Genomic DNA, 22673 nt, shown 5'->3' with positions numbered 1-22673 from the left:
AGACTCCGCCACTGAAATTCTTCGATGGCGTCGATCCTAGTGCGCGGGCTCAGGAGAAGTCTTGCGCGCGTGTCCGCAAAGAAATTTGTTTAACGTAAGCCTTCGGAGACTGGCCAGTGTGCTGGCGGAAACAGCTGTAAAACGCCGACAACGAATTGAAACCGGCAGCGAACGCCAATTCATCGATGCGCACCGGCGGCGTGGCGCTATCGAGCGAGCGCAGCAGATGCTGCAGGCGCGCCTGATTGACGTAGCGATAGAAACTTTGCCCGAGCACCTGGTTGAGCAGATAGGAAATCTGATTGCGGCTGTAACCACACTCCTTCGCCACCCGTTGCAAGTCGAGTTCAGGATCGAGATACGGCTGCTGCTTTTCAAAGTACTGTTGCAGGTCTTCAGCCATGAAACTCAATTGACGCGGCGACAAGCCCAGGCGACTGACCGCCGGGCGCTGACTTGGCGGACTCTTGCCGTCGGTTTGTGTACGCACCAGTGATGCGTATTCGTTGACGCGCCAGATCAGCCCGTCCTTCACCGTGATCGCTTCGCTTGAGCGAAACGACACCAGCCCGTCGCCGCCGCGCAAGGTCACTTCGTATTGAATGAACGCGGTATTGCCGTCGACGCGAATACGGTCGCAATGCTCGAGCAGTTCGTCGGATTCACGCGGCATGCTGACGCGCACGTATTCGCGCAACTCGGCGAGACCGAGCACGCGGTTCTGAAAGAAATCGTTGTACTGGATGTCCGGGTGATACAGCGCCATGACGCTGTCGAGGTCGCGGTGCTTCCAGCTCAGGTGATAGCGCATGACCGTGGCCGCCGTAGCTTTGGTCTGTTCTGGGCCGTCGTCGTCGGCGTGCATAAAGGGCTCGGCGAAAAAGAATCGAGCTTGCCCAAGTTCGGCACGCGCTTCAATGGTTAATCCGTAGTGGCCTTTTGGCGATGACTGCGTAGGCCGTGACTTACATCAAAAAATGCGAAGCAATCGCAAAAAGAACTGAAAAATCTCACAGGAATTTCACATCGGGATGCTACTTTTAATGTCAGTCACCGGTTGAGCCAATGAAGGCTCTTCCCTCCTAACATGAGCAAACGGAAGCGCTCGATGAAGAAGGCGGGCAACACATGAATAAAGGGTCAAGCAAAGTCACGTTCCCCAATGCATGCCAACTGATGCGCTGGCATTTTCATCCCATGGGTTTCGAGGCAACGATGGACGCGCCGGGCAGTATGATCGCCCGACTGTTTGATCGCGCCAGTGGCGAAACCATGATCGCCATCGCGGGTATCCCGTGTGCGACGGTGATGAATGCAGCGGATGTCGAACGAATTATCGAGGCTGTGGAGGACGAGCTGGAAGCTTTCGTACCTCCGGAGTCTCTCAGGAGTTACGCATAGCCATTTGATTTAAAACGAAAAAGCCCACAGCGATGTGGGCTTTTTTGTGCTTATGCGGTTTGTTTGGCGATGCGGTGATCAACGAAGAACGGCTTGCCTTTGGCCACCCGGTCAGACGCCCGGGGCATGTTCACCGCTTGCGCTTCCTGCGGTTCGACATACCAGTAGCAATGGCTGACCGCGCGGGTGATGCCGACATACGCCAGGCGCAGGATCTCGTCTTTTTGCGCCGTGTCATACGGCTCGCTGTCGCCGGACTTGCCCAGTCCTGCCATGCGATAGATCTGATTCTTATAGGGCGAACTGGTCAAATGCTGGCAGTCACCGAGCAGAAAGACCGCGTCGGCCTGCAGGCCTTTGGCGCTGTGGTAGGTCAGTTGCTTCAGGCGTCGCGCTTCGTACGGCAAGCTCGAATCCACATTAACTACGGATTGAATATGCTCTTCAATCAATGACTTATCGCTGCTTTTTCGATAAAGCATCAAGATTGAATGGCCCTGACGATAATGTTCGGCGAGGCGCTGCCCCAATGCCTGATCATCGCGCTCGAGCACGTTGACCGGCTGCAGTGGCTTGACTGCGCCGCTGGCCTTGGCCTTCTTGCCGGGGATCGCCGGGGCGGCGCGAACGATGTGCTCGGCCGCATCGATAATGTGCTGGTGGCTGCGGTAGTTGTCGCTGAGCATCACCCGCGTCGTAGCGGGCGACGGGAATTCTTTGTCGAACGCCATAAAGTAGCTCGGCGAACTGCCGCGCCAGCCGTAAATCGACTGCCAGTCATCACCGACGCACAACAGCGACGAGCGTTGCGCCCCCCGTCCGACATGCATCGCCGGGCCTCGACTGCGGATTTCCGTGAGGCTGGCGCGGATCCACGAGACGACCTGCGGGGAAACGTCCTGAAATTCATCGATCATCAGGTGCGACAACGGCCTCAGCAGCTCATCGCTCAACAGCTTGAGGTTCTCCGGCGAGTGCTCGCTGAACAACGCGAACATTCGGTTGTAGGTCATGACCGGCGGTTTCTGATCGAGCAGATGATCTTCAAAGGCGCGCCAGAACAGGCTCAACGCCTCAAAGAAAAACCGGTCCGGGTCATCCTTGGCAAAGCTCATGCGACCGACCGCGTCAGGCACGTCCAGGCCAAGGTTCTCGATGAAACCTGCTGCTGCGACAAAACAGTCGAGCAACGGCGCCGACGCCAACTCGCCTTTGACCTTGTAATCGAAGCCCGGCCCGGCACTGGCATCGCCTGCCAAAGTCGCAAGAACACGCTTTGACGCATCATAACTATCAAGCCAAATCAAAGGCTTACGACAGAAAGCTTGAAACAAGGTGCGTTTCACTGCCCACTCTGCGCGCACGCTGAGCTTGGCGTTTGGCCGACTGACCTGCGGATTTTCCCGTGGATCGAAACCGAGTACCACCCAGGCATCCAGACTCGGAATGTAGCCATGGCAATGGAATTTTGCGCCGTTGATATCGAAACTCTGCCGGTTCGGCTCGATGCCCTTGATCGGCCAGGCGCCGGCACGGAACCACAAGTCTTCGATGGCATCGCACAGTTCTTCGTCGCGCTGGGAGGCCAACTGCGTTACCGCTACGCGTTTTTGCACGTCCGGGTGATCGCGCTCCAGCTCCTTGAGCTGTAGACCGGCGCGGGACAATGGCTGAATCAGCTGACGGAAACGTTCGTCTTCGTTGAACAGGCGGTGATAACAGGCGTTGAGTTGCTGGCGTTGCACATCGTTGATACGCAAGTCGAACGGATTGCTGTCGACCTCCTCGTCAGCACCTTGTGGCCGATTGCTCAGGTTCTCAAACGCCTGCAAGCGTTCAAAACCCGGCAGGCTGCGCACCATCGGCAGGATGCGCGAGTGGAAGGTGCGCACCAGTTCTCGCGCCTGGCGCAGATTCAGCGCCAGGCCCCAGAGCGCGAACAGTTCGATCAGTTTATTGATGAAATCCTTGCGCGACTCGCGGGTGAAGGTCACCACGGTCATCGAATCCAGCTCAAAGCCCAGATAGTGGTTAAGCAACAGGATGCGCAGCACCAGCGTGGTGGACTTGCCCGCGCCTGCACCAGCGACCACTGAGGTTGACGGTGTTTCGCTGAAGATCATCTTCCATTGCGCGGTACTCGGCTGCGCGTGCTCGGGCAACAAACGGGCGACATCGGCCTTCATGCGCTTTTTCAGCTCGGCCGTCAGCGGCAGACGCCAATCGTCGAATAGATGGTTATCAACGCTCGGCGGGCGATGTTCAGTGTTACGACTGTCACGAATCAGCAGCACCTGACGGCCCTCTTCCAGCCCCTCAAGTTTGCCCTCGTTAAAGCCATATTCGACGCCAGCGGTGTGGCCGCTGCGGAAACCATCGGCCTGACCGTGCAACCAAGACGCACGGTGCTGCGCGCGCAAACGGGTCAAACCATGACCGAAGAAGCGTGCAGCCAGGCGTTTGAACCAAGGCATCTCGGCCAAGGGGCGAAGTTCGGGAGGAAGATCGGGGGTGTGTTGCGCCACGCTGACGGGCTCCAGTGTGTGAGGCTGTTGCGGCTATGGTGTCTGTATTTGCCGTTCAGTTCTAGCGAAATGCTTACAGGTCATTGGTTTAGGCGATGAACTGAAGGTGAGATGAAACCCTTTCGAGGTGTTTTCTTATCGGTCATTTCGATCATAACGCCGCACTTTTTACGCTTTTTATCGATTGTTAGCTGATAGATGATGGCCGTCATAAACCACCGGTGTCGCGTCGGGTGTCATCCATTCACACCCTATGACGAGCCTTTTGAGGAGACGATCATGCTTGAACTCAGACCTTTCAGCTCGCTGGGCGGCGCCCACCACGGCTGGCTGGATGCCCATCACCACTTTTCGTTCGCCGAGTACTACGATCCGCAGCGCATGAACTGGGGCAACCTGCGGGTGTGGAACGATGACGTGATTGCAGCAGGCACTGGCTTCCCGCAGCACCCGCATCGCGATATGGAGATCATCACCTATGTCCGTGAAGGCGCGATTACTCACCAGGACAACCTGGGCAACAAGGGCCGCACCGAGGCTGGCGACGTCCAGGTGATGAGCGCCGGCACCGGCATCGCACACAGCGAATACAACCTGGAAGCAAAAGACACCAAGATCTTCCAGATCTGGATTCTGCCGACGGAAACCGGCGCACCGCCATCCTGGGGTGCCAAACCATTCCCGAAAGGCCAGCGCGAAGGCTTTGTCACCTTGGCCAGCGGCAAGGATGGTGATGACCAGAGCCTGCGGATTCGCGCTGATGCGCGATTGGTCGCGGCCAATCTCAAGGCGGGTGAAACGGCGGAATATCGTCTGGATGAAGGCCGTCGCGCCTATCTGGTACCGAGCACCGGCGTGATTGAAGTCAATGGCTTGCGCGCACAAGCTCGAGACGGTGTGGCGGTGGCACAGGAGCGCGTGCTGAGCGTCACGGCCATTGAGGACAGTGAAATCGTCTTGGTGGATTTGGCTTAATCGCCTGAAGGGCAGACAAAAAAAGGGGCAACCATCATGGTTGCCCCTTTTTTCATGCGCTTGCGAACATCACTTGCTGGAGATGGCGCCATCCACCAAGGTCTGCGCTTCAACCACCAATTGCTTGAGGTGGTCGTCACTGATGAAGCTTTCGGCGTAGATCTTGTAGATGTCCTCAGTGCCCGACGGACGCGCGGCGAACCAGCCGTTTTCAGTCATCACTTTCAGACCGCCAATGGCCTGATCGTTACCCGGTGCATGGCTGAGAATGCTCTGGATTTTCTCACCGGCCAGTTCGGTCGAGGTGACCTGATCAGGTGACAGCTTGCTCAGCAGTGCTTTTTGCTCCGGATTGGCCTTGGCATCGACGCGCACCGAGAACGGCTCGCCCAGCTCATCGGTCAACGCTTTGTAAGCCTGGCTCGGATCGCGACCGGTGCGCGCGGTCATTTCCGCGGCGAGCAATGCCGGGATCAGACCATCCTTGTCGGTGCTCCACACGCCACCGTCCTTGCGCAGGAACGATGCGCCGGCGCTCTCTTCACCACCGAAACCCAGCGAGCCATCGAACAAACCGTCAGCGAACCATTTGAAACCGACCGGAACTTCGTACAGACGACGACCCAAACGCTTGGCAACACGATCGATCAGACCACTGCTGACCACGGTTTTACCCACACCGGCATCCGCGCGCCACTGTGGACGATTCTGGAACAAGTAATCGATCGACACCGCCAGATAGTTGTTCGGCGCGAGCAAACCACCGGACGGCGTCACGATGCCGTGGCGGTCGTGATCCGGGTCGCAGGCAAACGCGACGTCGAAGCGCTCTTTCAGGCCGATCAGGCCCTGCATCGCGTGGCTGGACGACGGGTCCATACGAATCTGGCCATCCCAGTCGACAGTCATGAATCGGAACGTCGCGTCGACTTCCTTGTTGACCACTTGCAGATCGAGGCGGTAATGCTCGGCAATCGCCGACCAGTAGCGCACGCCTGCTCCACCCAGCGGATCAACGCCCAGACGCAGTTTGGCGTCACGAATGGCATCGAAGTCGATCACGTTGATCAGGTCGGCTACGTAGGTGTTCAGGTAATCGTGACGATGCGTGGTGCTGGCCTTGAGCGCCTGCTCGTAGCTGATGCGTTTCACACCGGCCAGTTTCGCGGCCAACAGTTCATTGGCCTTGGCTTCGATCCACTTGGTGATGTGGGTGTCGGCCGGGCCGCCATTGGTTGGGTTGTACTTGTAACCACCGCTTTGTGGCGGGTTGTGCGACGGCGTGATAACGATGCCGTCCGCCAGGCCCGAGGTGCGGCCACGGTTGTAGCAGAGAATGGCGTGGGAAATGGCCGGTGTCGGCGTGTATTCATCACCTTCGGCGATCATCACGGTGACACCGTTGGCGGCCAGCACTTCCAGGGCGCTGGCACCGGCCGGAGTAGACAGTGCGTGCGTGTCGATGCCGACAAACAGCGGCCCGGTGATCCCCTGGGCTTCGCGGTACAGGCAGATCGCCTGGCTGATGGCCAGAACGTGCCACTCGTTGAAACTCAAGTCGAACGAGCTGCCCCGGTGTCCGGATGTACCGAACGCCACACGCTGAGTGGAAATCGAGGCGTCGGGCTGTCCGGTGTAATAAGCCGTTACCAGTCGCGGGATATCGACCAACAATTCTGCCGGTGCCGGTTTGCCCGCAAAAGGACTGAGTGTCATGCAAAACCTCTGAAATAGAGTGGTTCAGGAATGGAGCGCAGTTTACTGGCAGTTTGACCGCAGTGCGATGGGATCTATCCGGAACTCTCCCGATGTTTTTTAACGTTAGTCAGCGGGAGCCAGCCGCAAGGCGTCACCGATCAGCCCGACCACACAGGCCAGGTCATGGTCGGCATGAGTTAGCGGGCTTAAACGCAGATGGTGTGCATGCAGACCTTGCAGGCTGAACAGCTCGCCCGGCGCAATAACGATCTGCTGCCTGAGCAGGCGCTGAAACACATAGCCCATGTTCACCGGTCGCAGCGAGCGCACCCAGACGGTTGCGCCGCCCTGCGGTTCGACAATCTGCAACGCATCACCGAGGCGCTCGCGCAACAGGTCGATCAACTGCGTGCGCCGCTCCTTGAGCATTCGCCGCAATATGGCCAGATGTTGATCCAGCCGACCACCGCCAAGCAGCCTGGCGATGGCCTTCTGGCGGATGGGCGACAAGCGAAACGCGCGCAACAGGAAATGCCTTTGCAATTCATTGCGCCAATGACGCGACAGCAAAAAGCCGAAAGGCGCTTCGGCACCGATGAATCTCTCGAACGTGGAGAACACCAGCAAACGATCAGGGTCCAGGCAGTCGCGCAATCGCAGGACGACACTGCCCTCATGAAGTTCGCTGTAACAATCGTTTTCCAGCACCCACGTGCCGTGATGCCCGAGCAGATGCGCGATTGCCTGCTGGTTGCTCAGTGGGCGCAAGGTGCCTCGGGGCATGCTCAACGCCGCCGACAAAAGAATCAAACGCACCGGCTCACTTTGGAGCAACGACTCCAGTCGCTGCGAATCGATCACGCCACCGGCGAGCAGCGGCAGCTCGATAACCCGCACTTCAGCGGCCTCCAGCAGGCGCAAGATCACCCAGTCACAAGGCGATTCAACGATCACCGTGGCCCGACGCAACTCAAGCACCGAAATCAGTATTTCCAGGACACCGCGCAAGTCGGCGCCGATGTAAACATCATCCGCGCGCCAGTAATTGGCGGTAGACGAGGTGTAGCGCGCGGCCAGCACGGTGCGCAGTTCCAGCTCTCCGCAAGGTTGCACCAACGCTTGCGGCTGACGAGGATACTGGCGCAGCAGTTCACGCTCCAGCATCAGCAATGGACTGTCCAGTGGTTGCAGCGAGGCCGGTTCATCACCGCTCAACACGCACATGCCGGGTCGCCTCGCGTTGACGTAAACGGTTTCCAGCAAATCACTGCCGCTGTCGGGCGAATCCATCACGTGCAGCGGCTGCGCGTAGTAACCGGACTTGGCAATCGAATAGACCCGCCCTTCCTTCTCCAGCAGCGAATAAGCGTACTGGACGGTCGAGATCGACACATTGAGCCGATCAGCCAATTGTCGCAGTGACGGCAAGCGCACCGGTGGGCTACTCCCCGCCTCGTCTATCAGTAACTTCAGATAGCGATAAACCGCCTGGTAAACGAAGTCATTTTCTCTCGATGTTTTCACGAGCCCGCGCCCATGGGCACAGGTTCACCTCCGGACAGGCAGCGCACAATCAGCCTTCCGCCGATCGATCGGCGGGAGGCTCAGCCAGCGTGTCGTCCTCATTTTCGTTCTGCGCTGCACCTTCGCTGGATTCAGGCATGCGCACAGGCCCCATTGCATACAGACGCACAACCATCCTGACGGGCAGCCCGCTGACATCCGTCAACCACTTCAGTACCTGCTCCGGAGCATGCAGCCCTTGCATTGCCCGATGCAGATCCGGCAACGCCACCAGCATCCCGGGATGACAATTACGCAGGAACCGCTCAAGCCCGGCACCCGCGTTGATAAAAGGCGCAAACAAAAGGCATGTCAGTTGGATTTCATTCAGCTCGAAATTGGCCTGCAAAGCGTTTGCCGCCTGCAAACGCAGATGCTCAGGCGCCTGCAGATCGCCGAAGCTCGCCAGCAATTGTTCGCAAACAGGCTCAGGAACCTGCTTTTGCCGCATTGTTATCAGCAGACTGGTCAGGTAATCACTGACGCCGGCCTCATAGGTCCGCCCCTCGATGAATTGCGCCTGCAAACCTCGCAAATGCGCGGCCACCACTGGCTCCACGTGTTCATCATCTCCTTGATAGAGCGTCACGTCGTCAGCCTGAAAGCCCAGAAAATCACTCAACAAAGGCCAGCGTTCTTCGAGTTTGCCGACAATCATGTCGTTGATATTGATAAAACTGGTGCGCCGACAGGCCTCGAAATGGCCTTCCGGGCGCCAGGTTACCCGCTCCTCGTCAGAGTAAAACTCGCGGTAATAATCTCCGCCCAGCCCGTCGAGCAGCGGGAACAGCATTTCAAAACCGGCGGTGCTCATCTGCGGCGCGGCAATCGCGGCTTTGTGCGTGGCGCGCTCCAGGCCGTCGAGGAAGTGCCGCTGACGACGTGCGGACTCACTGCCGATCATCGCGTCAACGCCATTGTTCCAGCGCGCAACCTGACCGTAGAACTCGGCGGTGGCCAGATAAGCGTCATCCCACAATTCAAGCGGTTCATTCCAGGCTCGACGATGCCCGATCAACAGCAGGTTGATACGATTGGTCTCGCGACCTGCTTCGCCAATGGGAGCCTGATGATCAAACGGCAAAACCTCGCGGTGATCCACCATCACCAGCTCTACCCGAGGGTCGTCATACAGAAACAGTGCACTGTAGCTGCGGTGTATGTTTTGCAGGGACGTCTCACTGTTGCCGTTCCAGCGCAAGGTCGCCACCCGTAGCTGAAAGGTCGCAGGCGAACGGCCAGCAATGCTCAACTGCGCGGCCCGCAGCAATGCCAGGGTGTAACAACTGTCGCGCGACCCGGACTGGTTCACCAGCACCTTGAAATGACCGATGTTCTCCATGCCGCCCGCCGCCACTGCCAGTCGCTGGATCAGCAACTGCAGCGCCGTGCGCTCCGCGCGGGAAAAGAAACTCAGCAAACGTTGCAACACTTGCTGGTAGACATAGTTCATTGCCTGATCATGGATCGTGCTCATCGGTATTTACCCAGTATCGAAAGTTTCCTGCCGCACGCACTGAAACATCAGTCAGGCGACAATTCATCAATAAGTAATAGACGTTCGAATGCTAACACTTACAAGTTTGAAGTTATTTGAAACACTTGAGCTGACAAAACCCCTTCAGCCGCTGAACGGCAGCCTCAACCCCCTGTAATTGCTGGGATAATTTTTTCTGGACGCAGTCCTAGGAAACTTCCCACAAGGTCCCACGACAAGTGAGTACAAGAAAAAGAGAAGCGGTTTCCGAATAGGACTACAACAATTAAACAGAAATAGGCGCGACCAACAGATTTAGCCGTTTTATATCGCACAGGACAAATTGAATGCACAGACATGGCTCATTCCTTGAGATGAAAGTAATCATTCAATTATCAGGGCTTACATTGTGATTAGAAGATACAGATCGCGTGCAAAAACCAGTTCAGTTGCTGAACGGTCATGGGGGCATTATCACAGTGCGCTGTTTTTTCAGGAGGGAAGCTAAACGCAGAAGAGTCCGTGGGGCCACGGACTCTGATGACAGGGCTTACGCCGGTTCGACTTGCAGCGCTACCCGCTCGCGGCACGGGCATTCGTCCATGTAGCGATGCGCTTCGACGAACTCGTTGAACGGGAATACACGCGTCTTCAGCGGCAGCAACACACGGTCAGCGGTCAACTGGTTGATGTCACGCAGGGCGCGTTGCAACGCGACGTGGTCCTGAGTGATGCCCAGTTCCGGCTTGCCGGTAAAGTTGCCGATGCAGTGCACGAAGAACTGGATGTTCTTCTGGAACGCTGCGCAGGCCGGGAACGGCGTCTGGTTGCCGCCCTGCAAGCCGTACAACACCAGGCTGCCACGCGGCGCCAGTACATCGCCAAGCAGCGACATCTGTGGACCGCCGAGGCCGTCGAACACCACGTCGACACCGCGGTTGTCAGTGATCTTGTTGATTCGCATCAACAGATCTTCCTCTTCGGTGACGATGACCTTTTCAGCGCCAAGGGACAGCAGGTACTCGCGTTCCTCTGCTTCTTTGGTCGCAGCGATCACGCGTACGCCCATCGCCTTGCCCAACTGGACAAACGAAGGACCGGCGCAATGGCTGGCGTCCGTGACCAGAGCAAACTGCCCCGGTTTGACCCGCGCCAGATCGGCGTAGGCAAAGTAGGCGATCAGCAATGGCGTGTAATGCACGCTGGCTTCGATCGGGGTGAGCACATCCGGATAACGGGTCAGCGCGGTACGCGGCAGTACGATCGACTCGCCGTAGACCGGGTAGTCGTTCGCACTCTCGGCCGGAAAGCTGGCGACCTTGTCACCCACTGCCAGATCATCGACACCGTCGCCGACAGCGGTGATCACACCGGCCATCTCGTGACCAAGACCCGCAGGCAGTCGCGCCTGAGACGAGGCCAGATTCTGACGCCAGAGGGTGTCATACCAGCTGATGCCGATCGCCTCGACGCGCACCTGCACTTCGCCAGGACCTGGCTGAGCGGCCGCATGCTCTTCGCATTTGAGCACCTCGGCCGGACCAAACTTGTGAAAACGGATCGTGCGGGACATCGCAAACCTCGTCAAAGTAACCTCTAATGCCATGAACTCTATCTGGGCTTTTGACCCAAGACTATCAGTGGCTATTAATAGTCGACATGCCTGTCATTGATTCCGCAGCAGGGGCGGCATTGGCAAAATCCATGAAAAACTGCTGCCACCGTCTCAGTAAAGCTGAATTTTCCGGTGCAGAGTACCAGCCTTTCCCCGTAAGATTCATGCCGGCCATTGTTCTCATATGGCCGCTCTCGTCAAGCTTGATGACTCTGCCAGGACTCCAGATGAATCGTAATGACCTGCGTCGTGTCGACCTGAACCTGTTGATCGTATTCGAAACATTGATGCACGAACGCAGTGTGACCCGGGCGGCAGAAAAGCTGTTCCTCGGTCAGCCGGCGATCAGTGCGGCGCTCTCGCGCCTGCGCAGCCTGTTCGATGATCCGCTGTTTGTACGCACCGGGCGCAGCATGGAACCGTCCGCCCGCGCGGTGGAAATCTTCGCCCTGCTCTCGCCTGCCCTCGATTCGATTTCGACCGCCGTCAGCCGCGCGGCCGAATTCGACCCGGCCACCAGCACTTCGGTATTTCGGATCGGTTTGTCCGACGACGTCGAATTCGCCCTGCTGCCGATGCTGCTCAAACGCCTGCGCGCCGAATCGCCGGGCATCGTGCTGGTGATCCGTCGCGTCAACTACATATTGATGCCGGGCCTGTTGGCCTCCGGCGAGATCTCCATTGGCGTCAGCTACACCACGGACCTGCCGGCCAACGCCAAACGCAAGGTCCTGCGTCGCAGCGCACCAAAATTGCTGCGCGCCGATACCGTGCCGGGGCCGCTGAGCCTGGACGATTACTGCGCACGTCCGCATGCGCTGGTGTCGTTTGCCGGCGACCTCAGTGGCTTTATTGATGAAGAGCTGGAGAAACTGGGGCGCAAACGGCATGTGGTGCTGGCCGTGCCACAGTTCAATGGTTTGAGTACGTTGCTGGCGGGCACTGACATCGTGGCGACAGTGCCGGATTACACGGCGGAGGCGTTGACGGCGGCTGGCGGCGTTCGCGCGGAAGATCCGCCGTTGCCGACGCGCACGTTTGAGCTGCACATGGCTTGGCGGGGGTCGCAGGATAATGATCCGGGGGAGCGTTGGTTGCGGTCGCGGATTCAGATGTTTTTTGGGGATCCGGATAGTCTCTAGAGCTAGGACTCTCCGCTATTCGATAGACCGGCCTGAGGTTTCAACGGAACAGTGGAAGCAATAAAACTGCGTATGTCGGCCGAATGAAAACGGTGAACGCTCACCGTTTTCATTCGGGTCGGGATACTAATATTTGAAACGACCCACCAGGCCTTTCAGCTGACCGGAAATGTCTATCAATCGACCCGAGCCTGCCTGTGACGACTGAGCAAAGCCTTCGACCAGTTGGGCATCGGCATGGATCTGCGCGATGTGGCGATTGATCTCTTCGGCCACCTGGTGCTGCTCCTCAGCGGCTGTGGCGATCTGGGTATTCTGGTCGCGGATCGAGTCCACCGAGCCACGGATCTTGTCGAAGCTGTCACGCGCCTGCTGAATGCGTTCCACACTGGCGTGGGACACTTGCAGGCTGCCTTGCATCTGCTGCGTGACCTCTTGGGTGCGGCGGGCGAGATTGCCCAGCAAGCTGTCGATCTCGCCGGTGGAGTCGGCTGTCCTGCGAGCCAGGGCGCGGACTTCGTCGGCGACTACGGCGAAACCTCGGCCTTGGTCACCTGCGCGCGCCGCTTCAATCGCCGCATTAAGCGCTAGCAAGTTGGTCTGCTCGGCAATCGAGCGGATGGTATCGAGAATGGTGTTGATGTTCTGGCTGTCCTGCTCCAGCAACTGCATGGTCTGGGTCGACTTTTGCAGGTCTTCGCTGAGCTTGAGCACGCTGCCGGTGGCTTCGCCGATGTGCTGCTGGCCGTCATGTACGTCGCGGTAGCCTTCGTCGGCACTCGACGCGGCAGCACTGCACGAACGTGCAACTTCGTTGGCAGTAGCGACCATTTCGTTGAACGCGGTGCTCACCAACTCCACGGCCTCACGCTGGCGACCTGCAGCCTGGTTCATGTTGTTGGCCACTTCGCTAGTCTCGGCGGCCGCGGTCTGCAGGTCAGATGAGGCGCTGCCTATGCGTTGCACCAATTGTGCAATCATGCTCAGGAACTGGTTGAACCAGCCCGCCAGGCTGGCGGTTTCGTCCTTGCCCTGCACCTGGAGTTGGCGCGTCAGGTCGCCTTCTCCTTCCGCGATTTCTTGCAGGCCGTCGGCCACGCCGCGAATCGGACGCACGATGACGCTGGCAAAGCTGGCGCCTACTATCGCGAACACCAACGCCAATGCCGCTGCAATGGCGGCGATCAACCAGGTCAGCCGGCTGACGTCGGCCATCACTTCATCACGCTTGATCAGGCCGATAAAGCGCCAGCCCAGGTCTTTGGAACTGACCACGTTGGCCATGTAGGCCACGCCATCAATCTGGATTTGGGTCACGCCGTCGCCTCCCTTGGCTAGTTCGGCGTAGTTGGGACCCAGGTCGGCCAGAGGTTTGAAGTTGTGCTTCGCGTCGCTGGCGTCTACCAGCACGTTACCGTTGTCTTCCACCAGCATCAGGTAGCCGCTATCGCCCAGCTTGATGTTGCGCACCAGTTCAGTGAGCTGTTTAAGCGATACATCAAGGCCAACCACTCCCAGGATATTCCCGGCGGCGTCGGCGACAGTACGCACGGTGCCGATCAGCGTCACATCGTCCGGCGCCCAATAGTAGGCACCCGTGCGCACAGTGGCGCCTGGCGTGGCGATGGCCGCCTTATACCAGGGACGGACGCGCGGATCGTAGTTGTTCAGCTTGGTGTCGTCCGGCCAACTGGCGTATCCGCCGTCGCTCAGACCCAGGGACAGGTAAGCAGTACTCGGATGACTTTTGGCGAACTGCTCAAATATCGCCAGCAGCTCTTTGTTGGCCTGAGTAAGTGGAATTTGCGCGGCTTCGGCACCCGCGTAGCTCTTGAGTTCTTTGGCCGCGACAACGCGCGGGTCCTTGGCTATATAGTCGACGTTTTGGCTTATGCCGTCGAAAAACTGCTTCATGCCATTGTCGATCTGGCGGATCTCACGACCGCTGCTGTCGAGAAAATTGGCCTGAGCCCCCTCTCGCAAATTCAGCACTACCAAAACGGCGACCAAGATGACCGGGACGCACGCGATAGCTGCGAACGCCCAGGTCAGCTTCTGCTTGATATTCATGACTTCACCTGCGGATATTTATAGTTTTGGCAAGGGGAAACGCTAGCAGTGAACGTCGCATGTGTTGTTATGAGGAGATAGAGCCCATGCGTACTCTGAGTTATCGACCGCGACGGTGCGCACTTTAGAACGGCGAACATCGGCAAACTCAGCGCAATCTATCTGCGATTAAAGAAAGGCTTCCCTGCCTTGGAAAATCTTCCAAAACGTCGCATCGATTTTCCTGGCCGCCGCTTCACTGACCCAACCCTGCCAGATTTCGGGATCCGGCTTCTGCGCCAGTTGGACCCGATCCAACTGGCCCATTAGCGGCGTGGGAGTTCAGTAACGGAACAGGATCGGTTCGCCCCACTTGCAGCTCGATAACACGGCTGCGTCCCTGGTTACGGACGGATCGAGGCGGTTTGGCAAGCCGGATCAAAGGTGCAGCACGGACTTGGCCTGGTGAACGCCATGGGCAGAAGGGACGCGGACACGCAGGGCAATCAGCAACGCCGCCAGCAGCATCAGCACGGCTGCCGCTACGAATACGCCTGCGCTGCCACCGAGACTGAACATTGCACCGCCAGCGGCGGCGCCCGTGGCGATGGCTGACTGCACAGAGGCCACTACCATGCCTCCGGCGCTTTCCGCCTGATCAGGTACCGCGCTGGCGACCCAGTTCGACCACGCCACCGGCACACCACCAAAGGCCATGCCCCAGACTGCCAGCAGTACCGCTTGCCCCAGTACCGAGGCCGGCAACAGCACCAACGCCAGTGCTGCAACGCCGACCAGCGCGGGCATCAGCACCAGAGTGGCCAGCGGGTGGTGCTCCAGCAGCCTGCCGGCCAATAGCGTGCCGACGAAGTTCGCCACACCGAACCCCAGCAGCATCAGTGACAACCCTTGCGCGCCGATGCCGGTAGTCCCTTCAAGGAATGGCCGAACATACGTAAACATCGCGAAATGGCCGCTGTGCACCAGCACACAACCGAACATCCCCATAGCGATGCCTGGGCGCCGCAACACCTCGAGCACAGTGCGCAGGCGTGCCGGCCGGCGCGGCGCAAGACGCGGCAGAGTGAACGCCTGGAAAGCCAAGGTCACCATGCCTACCGCCGCCGCGGCGAAGAACGCGCTGCGCCAGCCATACAGCCCACCCAGATAGCTGCCCAGCGGCACTGCCACTACCGTGCCGATGGCGATGCCGCTGAAAATGATCGACAGCGCCCGGGGCAACAAGGCACTCGGCACCAAGCGCATCGCTACCGCCGCCGCCATGCTCCAGAACCCGCCAAGGGCAATGCCCAGCAAGATGCGCATCACTAACAGCACCGCGAAGCTGGAGGAAACGGCGACCAACAGATTGGAGGCGACCATCAACGTCGAAAAACCCAACAACACCCAGCGTCGGTCGATGCCGCGGGTCAGGCCTGGCACCAACAAGCCAGCGAACAACGCCACCACGGCGGTTACCGTTACCGCCTGGCCAGCCAGCGCTTCAGACACTCCCAGGTCGGTAGCCATCAGCGTCAACAAACTGGCCGGAAGGTACTCAGCGGTCAGTAACCCGAACACACCCATTGCCAACGAAAATACGGCCATCCACGCGGGGGTTGCAGGCTCTACGTCCGCGCCGACGCCGCAATGGCGGTCGGCTACGGTGTTACATACACAGTCAGTCATTGCACGGATCTCCCGATATTCATGGCGAGCCCGGAGTCTAGGCGCCGAAACTTGGATGATCTATGATCCATAATCTCTACTTTTTGACCAAAACACCTGAACTATGCCTGCAGATCAGTTTGCTCTTTCCTCGGACCTCATCAACGAACTGTTGCGCGGCATGCGTCTGCGTGGCGTTGAATACCGGCGCATCCAGGCGGGCCCTGCCTTTGGTTTGGGCTTCGCGGAAAAAACTGGGCACGCCTGGTTCCACTTCATGGCCGTCGGCAATGCGGTGTTGCGGATGGAGGACGGAACTACGTACGCGCTGTCTGCCGGCAACGCCGTGTTTATTTCCCATGGCGCGGCCCATCAACTGTTTTCCCATCCGGACGCGCCTGTTCAAGACATCGACCGTCTAGACGGCGCGCCCTTGGGTGACACCGTCAGCGCGGTGGATACCGGAACCGATGCCGGCGCCACTCCGAGCACTATTCTGTTCAGTGGTTGTATGGAGTTTGAGCTGGGCAGTATCCATGGCCTTGGCCGGCTGATGCCGGGACTGATGCTGATTGATGCCGGCGGCCAGCGTTACCCCGGGCTGGTGCCGATCCTGACCACCATGGAACGCGAGGTAAGCGCCGCACGCGTCGGCTTCGCTGGCATCCTCGCGCGTTTGGCCGACGTGGTGGCGGCCATGGTCGTTCGCGGCTGGGTCGAGTGCGCCTGCGGCAATGCTTCTGGCCTGGTCGCCGCCTTGCGCGATCCCCGCTTGGCCGGTGCACTGCTTGCGCTCCATCAACAACCGGGCCGCGACTGGACTGTTGCGCAGTTGGCAGAGCACTGCAATTCCTCACGCTCGGCCTTCGCGGACCGCTTCCAGGCGACGATTGGCATGGCCCCGCTGCGCTATGTCACCGAACTGCGAATGCGGCTTGCAAGCCAGTGGCTGACCCTCGAAAGGCTACCGATTGAAGAGGTAGCGCAGCGTTTGGGCTATACATCCCAGGCCGCTTTCAGTCGTGCATTCAAGCGCATCACGGGCAAGACACCGGGTTTGAGTCGCAAGGTTAGGCAAGCCGAACGCAGGTAGTGGATGATCCGTGCCACTGACTCATTTGCCCCCCGTTACATCGAGGAATGTACCGGTAACGAAGGATGCCTCCGCGCTCGCCAACCATAGAATCGCGCGAGCTACTTCCTCAGGCTGTCCGCCCCGCCCCATCGGGATCGAATCCTTGACACGATCCACCCGCCCCGGCTCACCGCCACTGGCATGCATGTCGGTATAGATATGTCCGGGGCGAATACAGTTGACGCGTATGCCTTCCCGAGCCACCTCTTTTGCAAAGCCAATGGTGAACGTCTCCAACGCGCCCTTTGACGCCGCATAGTCGACATATTCATTGGGGCTGCCGAGGCGCGCCGAGGCCGAAGACACATTGATCACCACGCCGCCCGGGCCGTTGTGGCGGTAAGACATACGCTTCACCGCCTGTTGGGCACAGAGAACTGGCCCAATGGCATTGACCGCAAAGATGCGCTGCATCCGCTCGAAACCGAGGTCTTCCAGACGTGACTGAGGCGCCAGCATCCCGGCGTTATTGACCAGGACGTCAATACGTCCGAACGTGCGATCGATGGCCGCGAACAAATCGGCCACCTGCTGGGGGTCCGCACTGTCGGCCCGCATCGTCAACGCCCGGCGCCCCAATGCTTCTACATCCGCAGCCACGGCCAGCGCCGCGGACTCGTTGGCAACGTAGCTGATCGCCACGTCATAACCTCTTGCGGCGGCCAGCCGCGCGGTGGCTGCCCCCACTCCACGACTTCCACCCGTGATTAGAATCAGCGGTGCCTGCGAGACGTTGACCATGAAACATGACTCCTGAGCCGTTGGGCTGTATCAGCCAATGATGAGGGTGCCGCTGGCGATCACTACGCATGCCAGTATCCGGCGCGCGGTGAGCGTCTCGCCGAGAAACACATAGCCGATCAACGCCGCAAACAGCACGCTGGTTTCGCGCAATGCCGATACCGCGCCCAAGGGCGCTTCGTTCATGGCGTAGATGACCATTCCATAGGCGAGCAAAGAGACCAGCCCGCCGACCAACGCGGTCACTGTTCCGGGCCGGACGGAGAACAAGCTGCGGGTGTCGCGTAGGCCGATGTAGATCACTGGCATCAGTACGCCCCACAGCGCACACATCCACACCGTGTAGGCAAGCGGCGCGCCGGAGAGCCTGGCGCCGATGCCGTCGACCACGCTGTAGGCTGCGATAAAGCCGCCCGTTCCCAGCGCATAAGGCAGGCTGGGAACCGACAGACTGCGCCCTCTGAAAGCCAGCGACATAATCCCGCCTGACACCAGCGCAATACCGAGTAACACGTCAGGCGTGATGCTTTCTCCAGCAAATACGGCGGCCCCCAAGGTAATCAGCACCGGCGACGATCCACGTGAGATCGGATAGGTCTGCCCCAGGTCGCCGACCCGGTAACTGCGCACCAGAAACAGGTTGTAGCCGACATGCAGCAACCCCGACAGCACCGCATAGCCCCAGCTCTCAATCGCGGGGGGATCCATGAACACTGCGGCGACAACACTGGTGATGGCGATGGCAATGCACATCAACGTCATCGACCACAACCGATCGGCGCCGCTACGCAGCAGCGCATTCCAGCTGGCATGCAGGAGCGCGGCGAAAAGCACGAGGAAGATGATATGAATAGGCATGCGCCACTTTAGGCAATGCGGCAACGGGACTAAAGCGAAGCCTCCTCATCGCAGCATGAACGTATACTCATGACTCACCCATCCGGTCGTTGGACTTCAGCGCCTCACTGACCAACCATTGGCGAAAGCTGGCGATATGCGGTTGCGCTTCGATGCCCTTGGGGCAGACGAAATAGTACGCCAGCGGTGATGGGAATGGCACATCAAACAACCGCACCAAACGGCCATCGCTGATTTCGTTCTCGACATGCCCGCTGCGCACCAATGCAACGCCATGGCCGAGCAAGGCTGCCTCGACCGTCATGTTGGTGTCGCCAAATCTGACGCTCTCCTTGAGCGGCAAATAGGCCAGCCCGACGGCTTGAAACCATACCTCCCATTTTGGCACCAGTTCGGCACCATCCCGCGTCAGCAGCGGGAAATGCAACAACTCTGCGGGGCTCTGTGGTGTCCCATCGCGCCGCAGCAGTTCGGGGCTGGCCACAGGAAATACCTGCTCCCCAAAAAGGAACTCCGAATGCAGACCGGGGTAATTGCCCTTGCCTAGCCTGATCGCAACATCAGCCTGGCCGTGAGAGAAGTGGATTATTTCGTCCGTGGTGTCCAGCGAGACCAGCAGCTCGGGGTGCTGACGAGAGAGACGCGGCAAGCGTGGCAGCAGCCATTTGAGAGCGAAAGAATAAGTGGTGCTGACGCTGAGTCGAACTCTGTCTTTTTGCTCGCGCAAATCCCCCAAAGTCGCCTCCAGGCTGATGAAAAATTCGCGCACGATGGGCGCCAGCGCAGCCCCCGCTGCTGTGAGGCGTAACGCCTTGCCACGTTCAAACAACTGCACCCCCCAAAGGGCCTCGAGATGCTTGAGCTGATGACTGACCGCGCTTTGAGTCACATGTAACTCTTGTGCGGCCGACGTAAAGGTCGAGTGCCGGGTGACAGCTTCAAATGCGCGCAAGGTCGCGGTGGGCGGCAGGTCTCTCATTAGGGCAGCATCCAGCGAGTTATCAGAAAAGTGCTTACATGAACGCCAGCTCATGATAGAACCAAACTCACTCGAAACGTCACTTGGAATATCGAGGCAGGTCCGACCATCAATAAAACCATTGATAAGCACCGTGCTTCTGCTGACTGGTTGTTTTTCGAACCTGTGCAAGGAACGAAGTCCGCCTGCGATCTGATTTTTGATTCAATCAACGGTATCTTTGGCCAATGAACAGCTTCCGCGCGGTCATTTACCTGGGCGTTATTCTCTGCACTGGCTGCGTAAAAACGGCCAGTATTCCACCCGCCGGCCTCACGTTATCGTCGTTTCAACTCGGCCCCGCCAACCTGTTCACGGCACACTTCAACTCCACTGTGGATTTGCAGAACGCTTTCAATGATTACGAAAGTGCCAACCAGCTCAGCCCTACCCTGATCTGCTCTCTGAACCGAGACATGGAGTTCTCATCCAAGCATCCAATCGCGGTAAAAGCCGAAGGGCGAGTGAACGCAAGCAGTCAAGCCAGGCCCAATTACAAGTTTTCCTCCGATCTGATCTTTTACTACACCAATGCGGATGGCACCCAACGCGACTTGAATGACTACGACGCCATCAAACCGTTGCTGGCGTCGCAAGCTTCAATCCCGTGCAAAGTTCGCATAACTGCCTATGGGTATGAGGCCTATTACACGAACACGCTATTCATCCCGGCCAGGATCATGATTGAGCAGATCTTCAGATAACCGCCCTTTGCTGAGCCTGGCGCAGGGAATTGGCGAAGCTCTGATCGTCAGTTGATTGCCCCCATAAAAAAGCCCGGAAACCGTCCCCGGGCTTTTTCATTTGTGCGCCTCTTTTGCATTTTTGTGCGACAGATCCCCTTTCAGGACTCCCGCAAGGCTCTGGCACGGTGTTAGTTTGTAAGTGTATGTGTCTCAATGTTGAGACACGCCTTACTCACTGCCCTGCAAAGGAATGCCCTTCGTAATGAATGTCCCTTTCAAAAAACTGGCGGCCACCACCTTGATGCTGGCCGGTCTTGCCGTGTTCACGGCGCCCGCGCAAGCCAATATCACCCCGCAGCAGAGCGCTGAAATTCTCAAGACTTACAGCGCCGACAAAGCCACAGACTTCCGCCAGTTCCTCGGCAGCCTGGGCAAGAGCGATCTGGCGAAAACCGCCGACATCGGCCCGGCTATTGGCGCTTACCTCGATAACAAGAGCCTGACGGCCGAGCAGCAGAACGAAATCTATCGTCTGTTGGGTCTCTACACGCGAGCGAAATACAGCGCTGCCGCCACCGAGACCCTGCGCGAACTGGTCGAGATCCCGACCTATCGCAAAGACGGCGTCGAACAGCACGACAACCCGGAATTCATCAAGATCGCCGCGAAGATCAAGAGCCTTGCCGAGTCGTTCAATCTGAAATTCCGCAACATCGACAACCGTGTGTACGAGATTTCCCTCGACGGCAGTGGCGATGAAGTCGTCGGCATTCATGCGCACGCCGACGTGGTACCGGTGACGCCGGAAAACTGGGTGCTCAAGGATGGCACCCGCCTCGACCCGTTCAAGATCACCCGGATCGGTGACCGCATGTATGGTCGCGGCACCGAGGATGACAAGAACGGTATCGTGGTCACGCTCTACGCCATGAAAGTCATCAAGGAAGAAAAACTGCCGCTGGTGCGCAACTTCAAGCTGCTGGTCGACACCACCGAAGAAACCACGGGCGACGCGATCCCTTACTACTTCGAACGCAATCCGACGCCGAACTACAACCTGGCGCTGGATGGTGGTTACCCGGTGGTGATTGCCGAGAAAGGCTACGGCACGGTCATGGCCAACTTTGCCAAGCGCAAAGGTGAAGGCAAAGGTGCGGAGATCACCTCGATGACCGGTGGCCTGGCGACCAACCAGATTCCTTCGGCGTCGGTCGCCACCCTGGTCACCGACAAGCCTGCGGAGCTGGCTGCCAGCCTGCAGAAGGCCGGTGACGAGTTTGCCAAGCGCAATGGCGGCGATTTCCAGGTGAACGCCAAGGTTGACGGCAAAGACGTCAAACTGACCGTGACCGGTGTGTCCGCGCACTCCTCCGAGCCCGAATCCGGGGTCAACCCGGTCGCGCGCATGCTGGTCTTTATCAATAGCCTTGATGGCAAAATCGCACTCAAGCACAACCACATCACCGATGCCGCGCGTTATGCCGCCGACAACTGGGGCCTGGATTACCTGGGCAACAAGCTGGGTGTCGGCTTCTCGGATTCCTTCATGGGGCCGCTGACGACTTCGCTGACCTACGTCGGCATGGACGAAAAGGCCTTCAAACTCGCGGTCAACCTGCGCGTGCCGAAGGGCAAGTCGCCGGAGAAGCTCAAGACTGAAATCGCTGAGAAACTGGCGGCGTGGAGCAAGAAATCCCACGTAGCGGTTGCGTTCGACTACTCGATTGCGGAGCCGATGTACCGCAATCCTGAGGGCGAATGGGTCAAGGCATTGTTGGCGGTTTCGACAGAAAACCTCGGTATGAAACACGAGTTCGGCACCTCCGCAGGCGCCACCTCGGTGCATGAACTGCCGAACGGTGTGCAGTTCGGTCTGGCGATGCCGGATGTGAAGTACACCGGTCACACCGATGGCGAGTTCAAGACCGTGGAGCAATTCCAGCTGGATCTGCAGATCGTCACGGAAATGATTGGCCGCATCGGTCAGTTGCCGAAACTCTGACCGCATTGTCGAACCCGCCGCCATGGCGGGTTCGGCATTTTTAATCCCCGCATAATCCCCGCCGCGCAGCCTCGCCCCAGACTTTTGCACACTGGGCAACACAGAGTTGCCTTCAGAGAG

Annotated in this window: 16 protein-coding genes and 2 pseudogenes; 6 read left to right on the top strand and 12 right to left on the bottom strand. The window is 58.6% G+C overall.

The features are described from left to right. Positions 1 to 49: 49 nt before the first annotated feature. Positions 50 to 865 (bottom strand): helix-turn-helix domain-containing protein, encoded by an 816-nt coding sequence (locus AB4N44_RS01210; RefSeq protein WP_460110641.1) that lies wholly within the window; start codon positions 863 to 865, stop codon positions 50 to 52. A gap of 263 nt (positions 866 to 1128) precedes the next feature. On the opposite strand from AB4N44_RS01210, the gene AB4N44_RS01205 reads away from it, so the two are divergent. Continuing rightward, positions 1129 to 1401, top strand: a complete 273-nt coding sequence (locus AB4N44_RS01205) for a DUF1652 domain-containing protein (protein WP_038367758.1) — start codon at positions 1129 to 1131, stop codon at positions 1399 to 1401. A 50-nt stretch (positions 1402 to 1451) separates the two neighbouring features. Here AB4N44_RS01205 and AB4N44_RS01200 read toward each other — a convergent pair whose 3' ends face one another. Continuing rightward, entirely contained in the window at positions 1452 to 3926 is a 2475-nt protein-coding gene (locus AB4N44_RS01200) for a UvrD-helicase domain-containing protein (protein WP_460110643.1), read from the bottom strand. A 279-nt stretch (positions 3927 to 4205) separates the two neighbouring features. Between AB4N44_RS01200 and AB4N44_RS01195 the strand changes: the two genes are divergently transcribed. Next, on the top strand, positions 4206 to 4901 hold the full coding sequence (locus tag AB4N44_RS01195) for a pirin family protein (RefSeq protein ID WP_460110644.1): 696 nt from the start codon (positions 4206 to 4208) through the stop codon (positions 4899 to 4901). A 69-nt stretch (positions 4902 to 4970) separates the two neighbouring features. Here the strand turns inward: AB4N44_RS01195 and pgm are convergent, their stop codons facing one another. From pgm to AB4N44_RS01175, 4 genes are all read right to left on the bottom strand, one after another. Further along, positions 4971 to 6617, bottom strand: coding sequence for a phosphoglucomutase (alpha-D-glucose-1,6-bisphosphate-dependent) (gene pgm, locus AB4N44_RS01190; protein ID WP_077573003.1), 1647 nt, complete (start codon positions 6615 to 6617; stop codon positions 4971 to 4973). Between the two features lie 105 nt (positions 6618 to 6722). Continuing rightward, positions 6723 to 8123 (bottom strand): aminotransferase-like domain-containing protein, encoded by a 1401-nt coding sequence (locus AB4N44_RS01185; RefSeq protein ID WP_316918290.1) that lies wholly within the window; start codon positions 8121 to 8123, stop codon positions 6723 to 6725. 49 nt (positions 8124 to 8172) lie between these two features. Beyond that, the gene (locus AB4N44_RS01180) at positions 8173 to 9639 is read right to left on the bottom strand and encodes a hypothetical protein (protein ID WP_460110646.1); all 1467 of its coding nucleotides are present in this window, start codon (positions 9637 to 9639) and stop codon (positions 8173 to 8175) included. A gap of 550 nt (positions 9640 to 10189) precedes the next feature. Beyond that, positions 10190 to 11212, bottom strand: coding sequence for a zinc-dependent alcohol dehydrogenase family protein (locus AB4N44_RS01175; protein ID WP_127927357.1), 1023 nt, complete (start codon positions 11210 to 11212; stop codon positions 10190 to 10192). Positions 11213 to 11481: 269 nt separating this feature from the next. Here AB4N44_RS01175 and AB4N44_RS01170 point away from each other — a divergent pair, with 269 nt between their 5' ends. Continuing rightward, the gene (locus AB4N44_RS01170; protein ID WP_007914920.1) at positions 11482 to 12396 is read left to right on the top strand and encodes a LysR family transcriptional regulator; all 915 of its coding nucleotides are present in this window, start codon (positions 11482 to 11484) and stop codon (positions 12394 to 12396) included. Positions 12397 to 12522: 126 nt separating this feature from the next. Here the strand turns inward: AB4N44_RS01170 and AB4N44_RS01165 are convergent. The 3 genes and pseudogenes from AB4N44_RS01165 to AB4N44_RS01155 form a co-directional block, all read right to left on the bottom strand. After that, positions 12523 to 13059, bottom strand: a pseudogene (locus AB4N44_RS01165) (methyl-accepting chemotaxis protein); the annotation flags it as partial. Positions 13060 to 13434: 375 nt separating this feature from the next. After that, a pseudogene (locus AB4N44_RS01160) lies at positions 13435 to 14310 on the bottom strand (cache domain-containing protein); the annotation flags it as partial. A gap of 573 nt (positions 14311 to 14883) precedes the next feature. Beyond that, positions 14884 to 16134: an MFS transporter gene (locus AB4N44_RS01155; RefSeq protein WP_127927324.1), complete on the bottom strand. Its 1251-nt coding sequence runs from the start codon at positions 16132 to 16134 to the stop codon at positions 14884 to 14886. A gap of 103 nt (positions 16135 to 16237) precedes the next feature. Between AB4N44_RS01155 and AB4N44_RS01150 the strand changes: the two genes are divergently transcribed. Beyond that, positions 16238 to 17206 (top strand): AraC family transcriptional regulator, encoded by a 969-nt coding sequence (locus AB4N44_RS01150; protein ID WP_127927322.1) that lies wholly within the window; start codon positions 16238 to 16240, stop codon positions 17204 to 17206. 21 nt (positions 17207 to 17227) lie between these two features. On the opposite strand, the gene AB4N44_RS01145 is transcribed toward AB4N44_RS01150, so the two are convergent. The 3 genes from AB4N44_RS01145 to gcvA form a co-directional block, all read right to left on the bottom strand. Continuing rightward, the gene (locus AB4N44_RS01145) at positions 17228 to 17989 is read right to left on the bottom strand and encodes an SDR family oxidoreductase (protein WP_127927320.1); all 762 of its coding nucleotides are present in this window, start codon (positions 17987 to 17989) and stop codon (positions 17228 to 17230) included. A gap of 30 nt (positions 17990 to 18019) precedes the next feature. Next, the gene (locus AB4N44_RS01140; RefSeq protein WP_460110648.1) at positions 18020 to 18847 is read right to left on the bottom strand and encodes an EamA family transporter; all 828 of its coding nucleotides are present in this window, start codon (positions 18845 to 18847) and stop codon (positions 18020 to 18022) included. 67 nt (positions 18848 to 18914) lie between these two features. Beyond that, positions 18915 to 19826 (bottom strand): transcriptional regulator GcvA, encoded by a 912-nt coding sequence (gene gcvA, locus AB4N44_RS01135; protein WP_460158221.1) that lies wholly within the window; start codon positions 19824 to 19826, stop codon positions 18915 to 18917. A 227-nt stretch (positions 19827 to 20053) separates the two neighbouring features. Here gcvA and AB4N44_RS01130 point away from each other — a divergent pair, with 227 nt between their 5' ends. Both AB4N44_RS01130 and AB4N44_RS01125 read left to right on the top strand, forming a co-directional pair. Then, the gene (locus AB4N44_RS01130) at positions 20054 to 20569 is read left to right on the top strand and encodes a hypothetical protein (RefSeq protein WP_460110649.1); all 516 of its coding nucleotides are present in this window, start codon (positions 20054 to 20056) and stop codon (positions 20567 to 20569) included. 244 nt (positions 20570 to 20813) lie between these two features. Further along, complete coding sequence (locus AB4N44_RS01125; protein ID WP_460110651.1) at positions 20814 to 22553, top strand: dipeptidase; 1740 nt, start codon at positions 20814 to 20816, stop codon at positions 22551 to 22553. Positions 22554 to 22673: the final 120 nt, after the last annotated feature.

This window comes from Pseudomonas sp. S3_C06 (assembly GCF_054667675.1).
Note: the sequence above shows the minus strand (reverse complement) of the source record. Positions and strands in the feature narration are given on the sequence as shown.

Coding starts and splice junctions, on each gene's coding strand:
- AB4N44_RS01180 (WP_460110646.1), bottom strand. CDS start 9,639: ATGAGCACGATCCATGATCAGGCAATGAACTATGTCTACCAGCAAGTG.
- pgm (WP_077573003.1), bottom strand. CDS start 6,617: ATGACACTCAGTCCTTTTGCGGGCAAACCGGCACCGGCAGAATTGTTG.
- AB4N44_RS01155 (WP_127927324.1), bottom strand. CDS start 16,134: ATGACTGACTGTGTATGTAACACCGTAGCCGACCGCCATTGCGGCGTC.
- AB4N44_RS01205 (WP_038367758.1), top strand. CDS start 1,129: ATGAATAAAGGGTCAAGCAAAGTCACGTTCCCCAATGCATGCCAACTG.
- AB4N44_RS01145 (WP_127927320.1), bottom strand. CDS start 17,989: ATGGTCAACGTCTCGCAGGCACCGCTGATTCTAATCACGGGTGGAAGT.
- AB4N44_RS01140 (WP_460110648.1), bottom strand. CDS start 18,847: ATGCCTATTCATATCATCTTCCTCGTGCTTTTCGCCGCGCTCCTGCAT.
- AB4N44_RS01210 (WP_460110641.1), bottom strand. CDS start 865: ATGCACGCCGACGACGACGGCCCAGAACAGACCAAAGCTACGGCGGCC.
- AB4N44_RS01130 (WP_460110649.1), top strand. CDS start 20,054: ATGAACAGCTTCCGCGCGGTCATTTACCTGGGCGTTATTCTCTGCACT.
- AB4N44_RS01150 (WP_127927322.1), top strand. CDS start 16,238: ATGCCTGCAGATCAGTTTGCTCTTTCCTCGGACCTCATCAACGAACTG.
- AB4N44_RS01170 (WP_007914920.1), top strand. CDS start 11,482: ATGAATCGTAATGACCTGCGTCGTGTCGACCTGAACCTGTTGATCGTA.
- AB4N44_RS01175 (WP_127927357.1), bottom strand. CDS start 11,212: ATGTCCCGCACGATCCGTTTTCACAAGTTTGGTCCGGCCGAGGTGCTC.
- gcvA (WP_460158221.1), bottom strand. CDS start 19,826: ATGAGAGACCTGCCGCCCACCGCGACCTTGCGCGCATTTGAAGCTGTC.
- AB4N44_RS01125 (WP_460110651.1), top strand. CDS start 20,814: ATGAATGTCCCTTTCAAAAAACTGGCGGCCACCACCTTGATGCTGGCC.
- AB4N44_RS01195 (WP_460110644.1), top strand. CDS start 4,206: ATGCTTGAACTCAGACCTTTCAGCTCGCTGGGCGGCGCCCACCACGGC.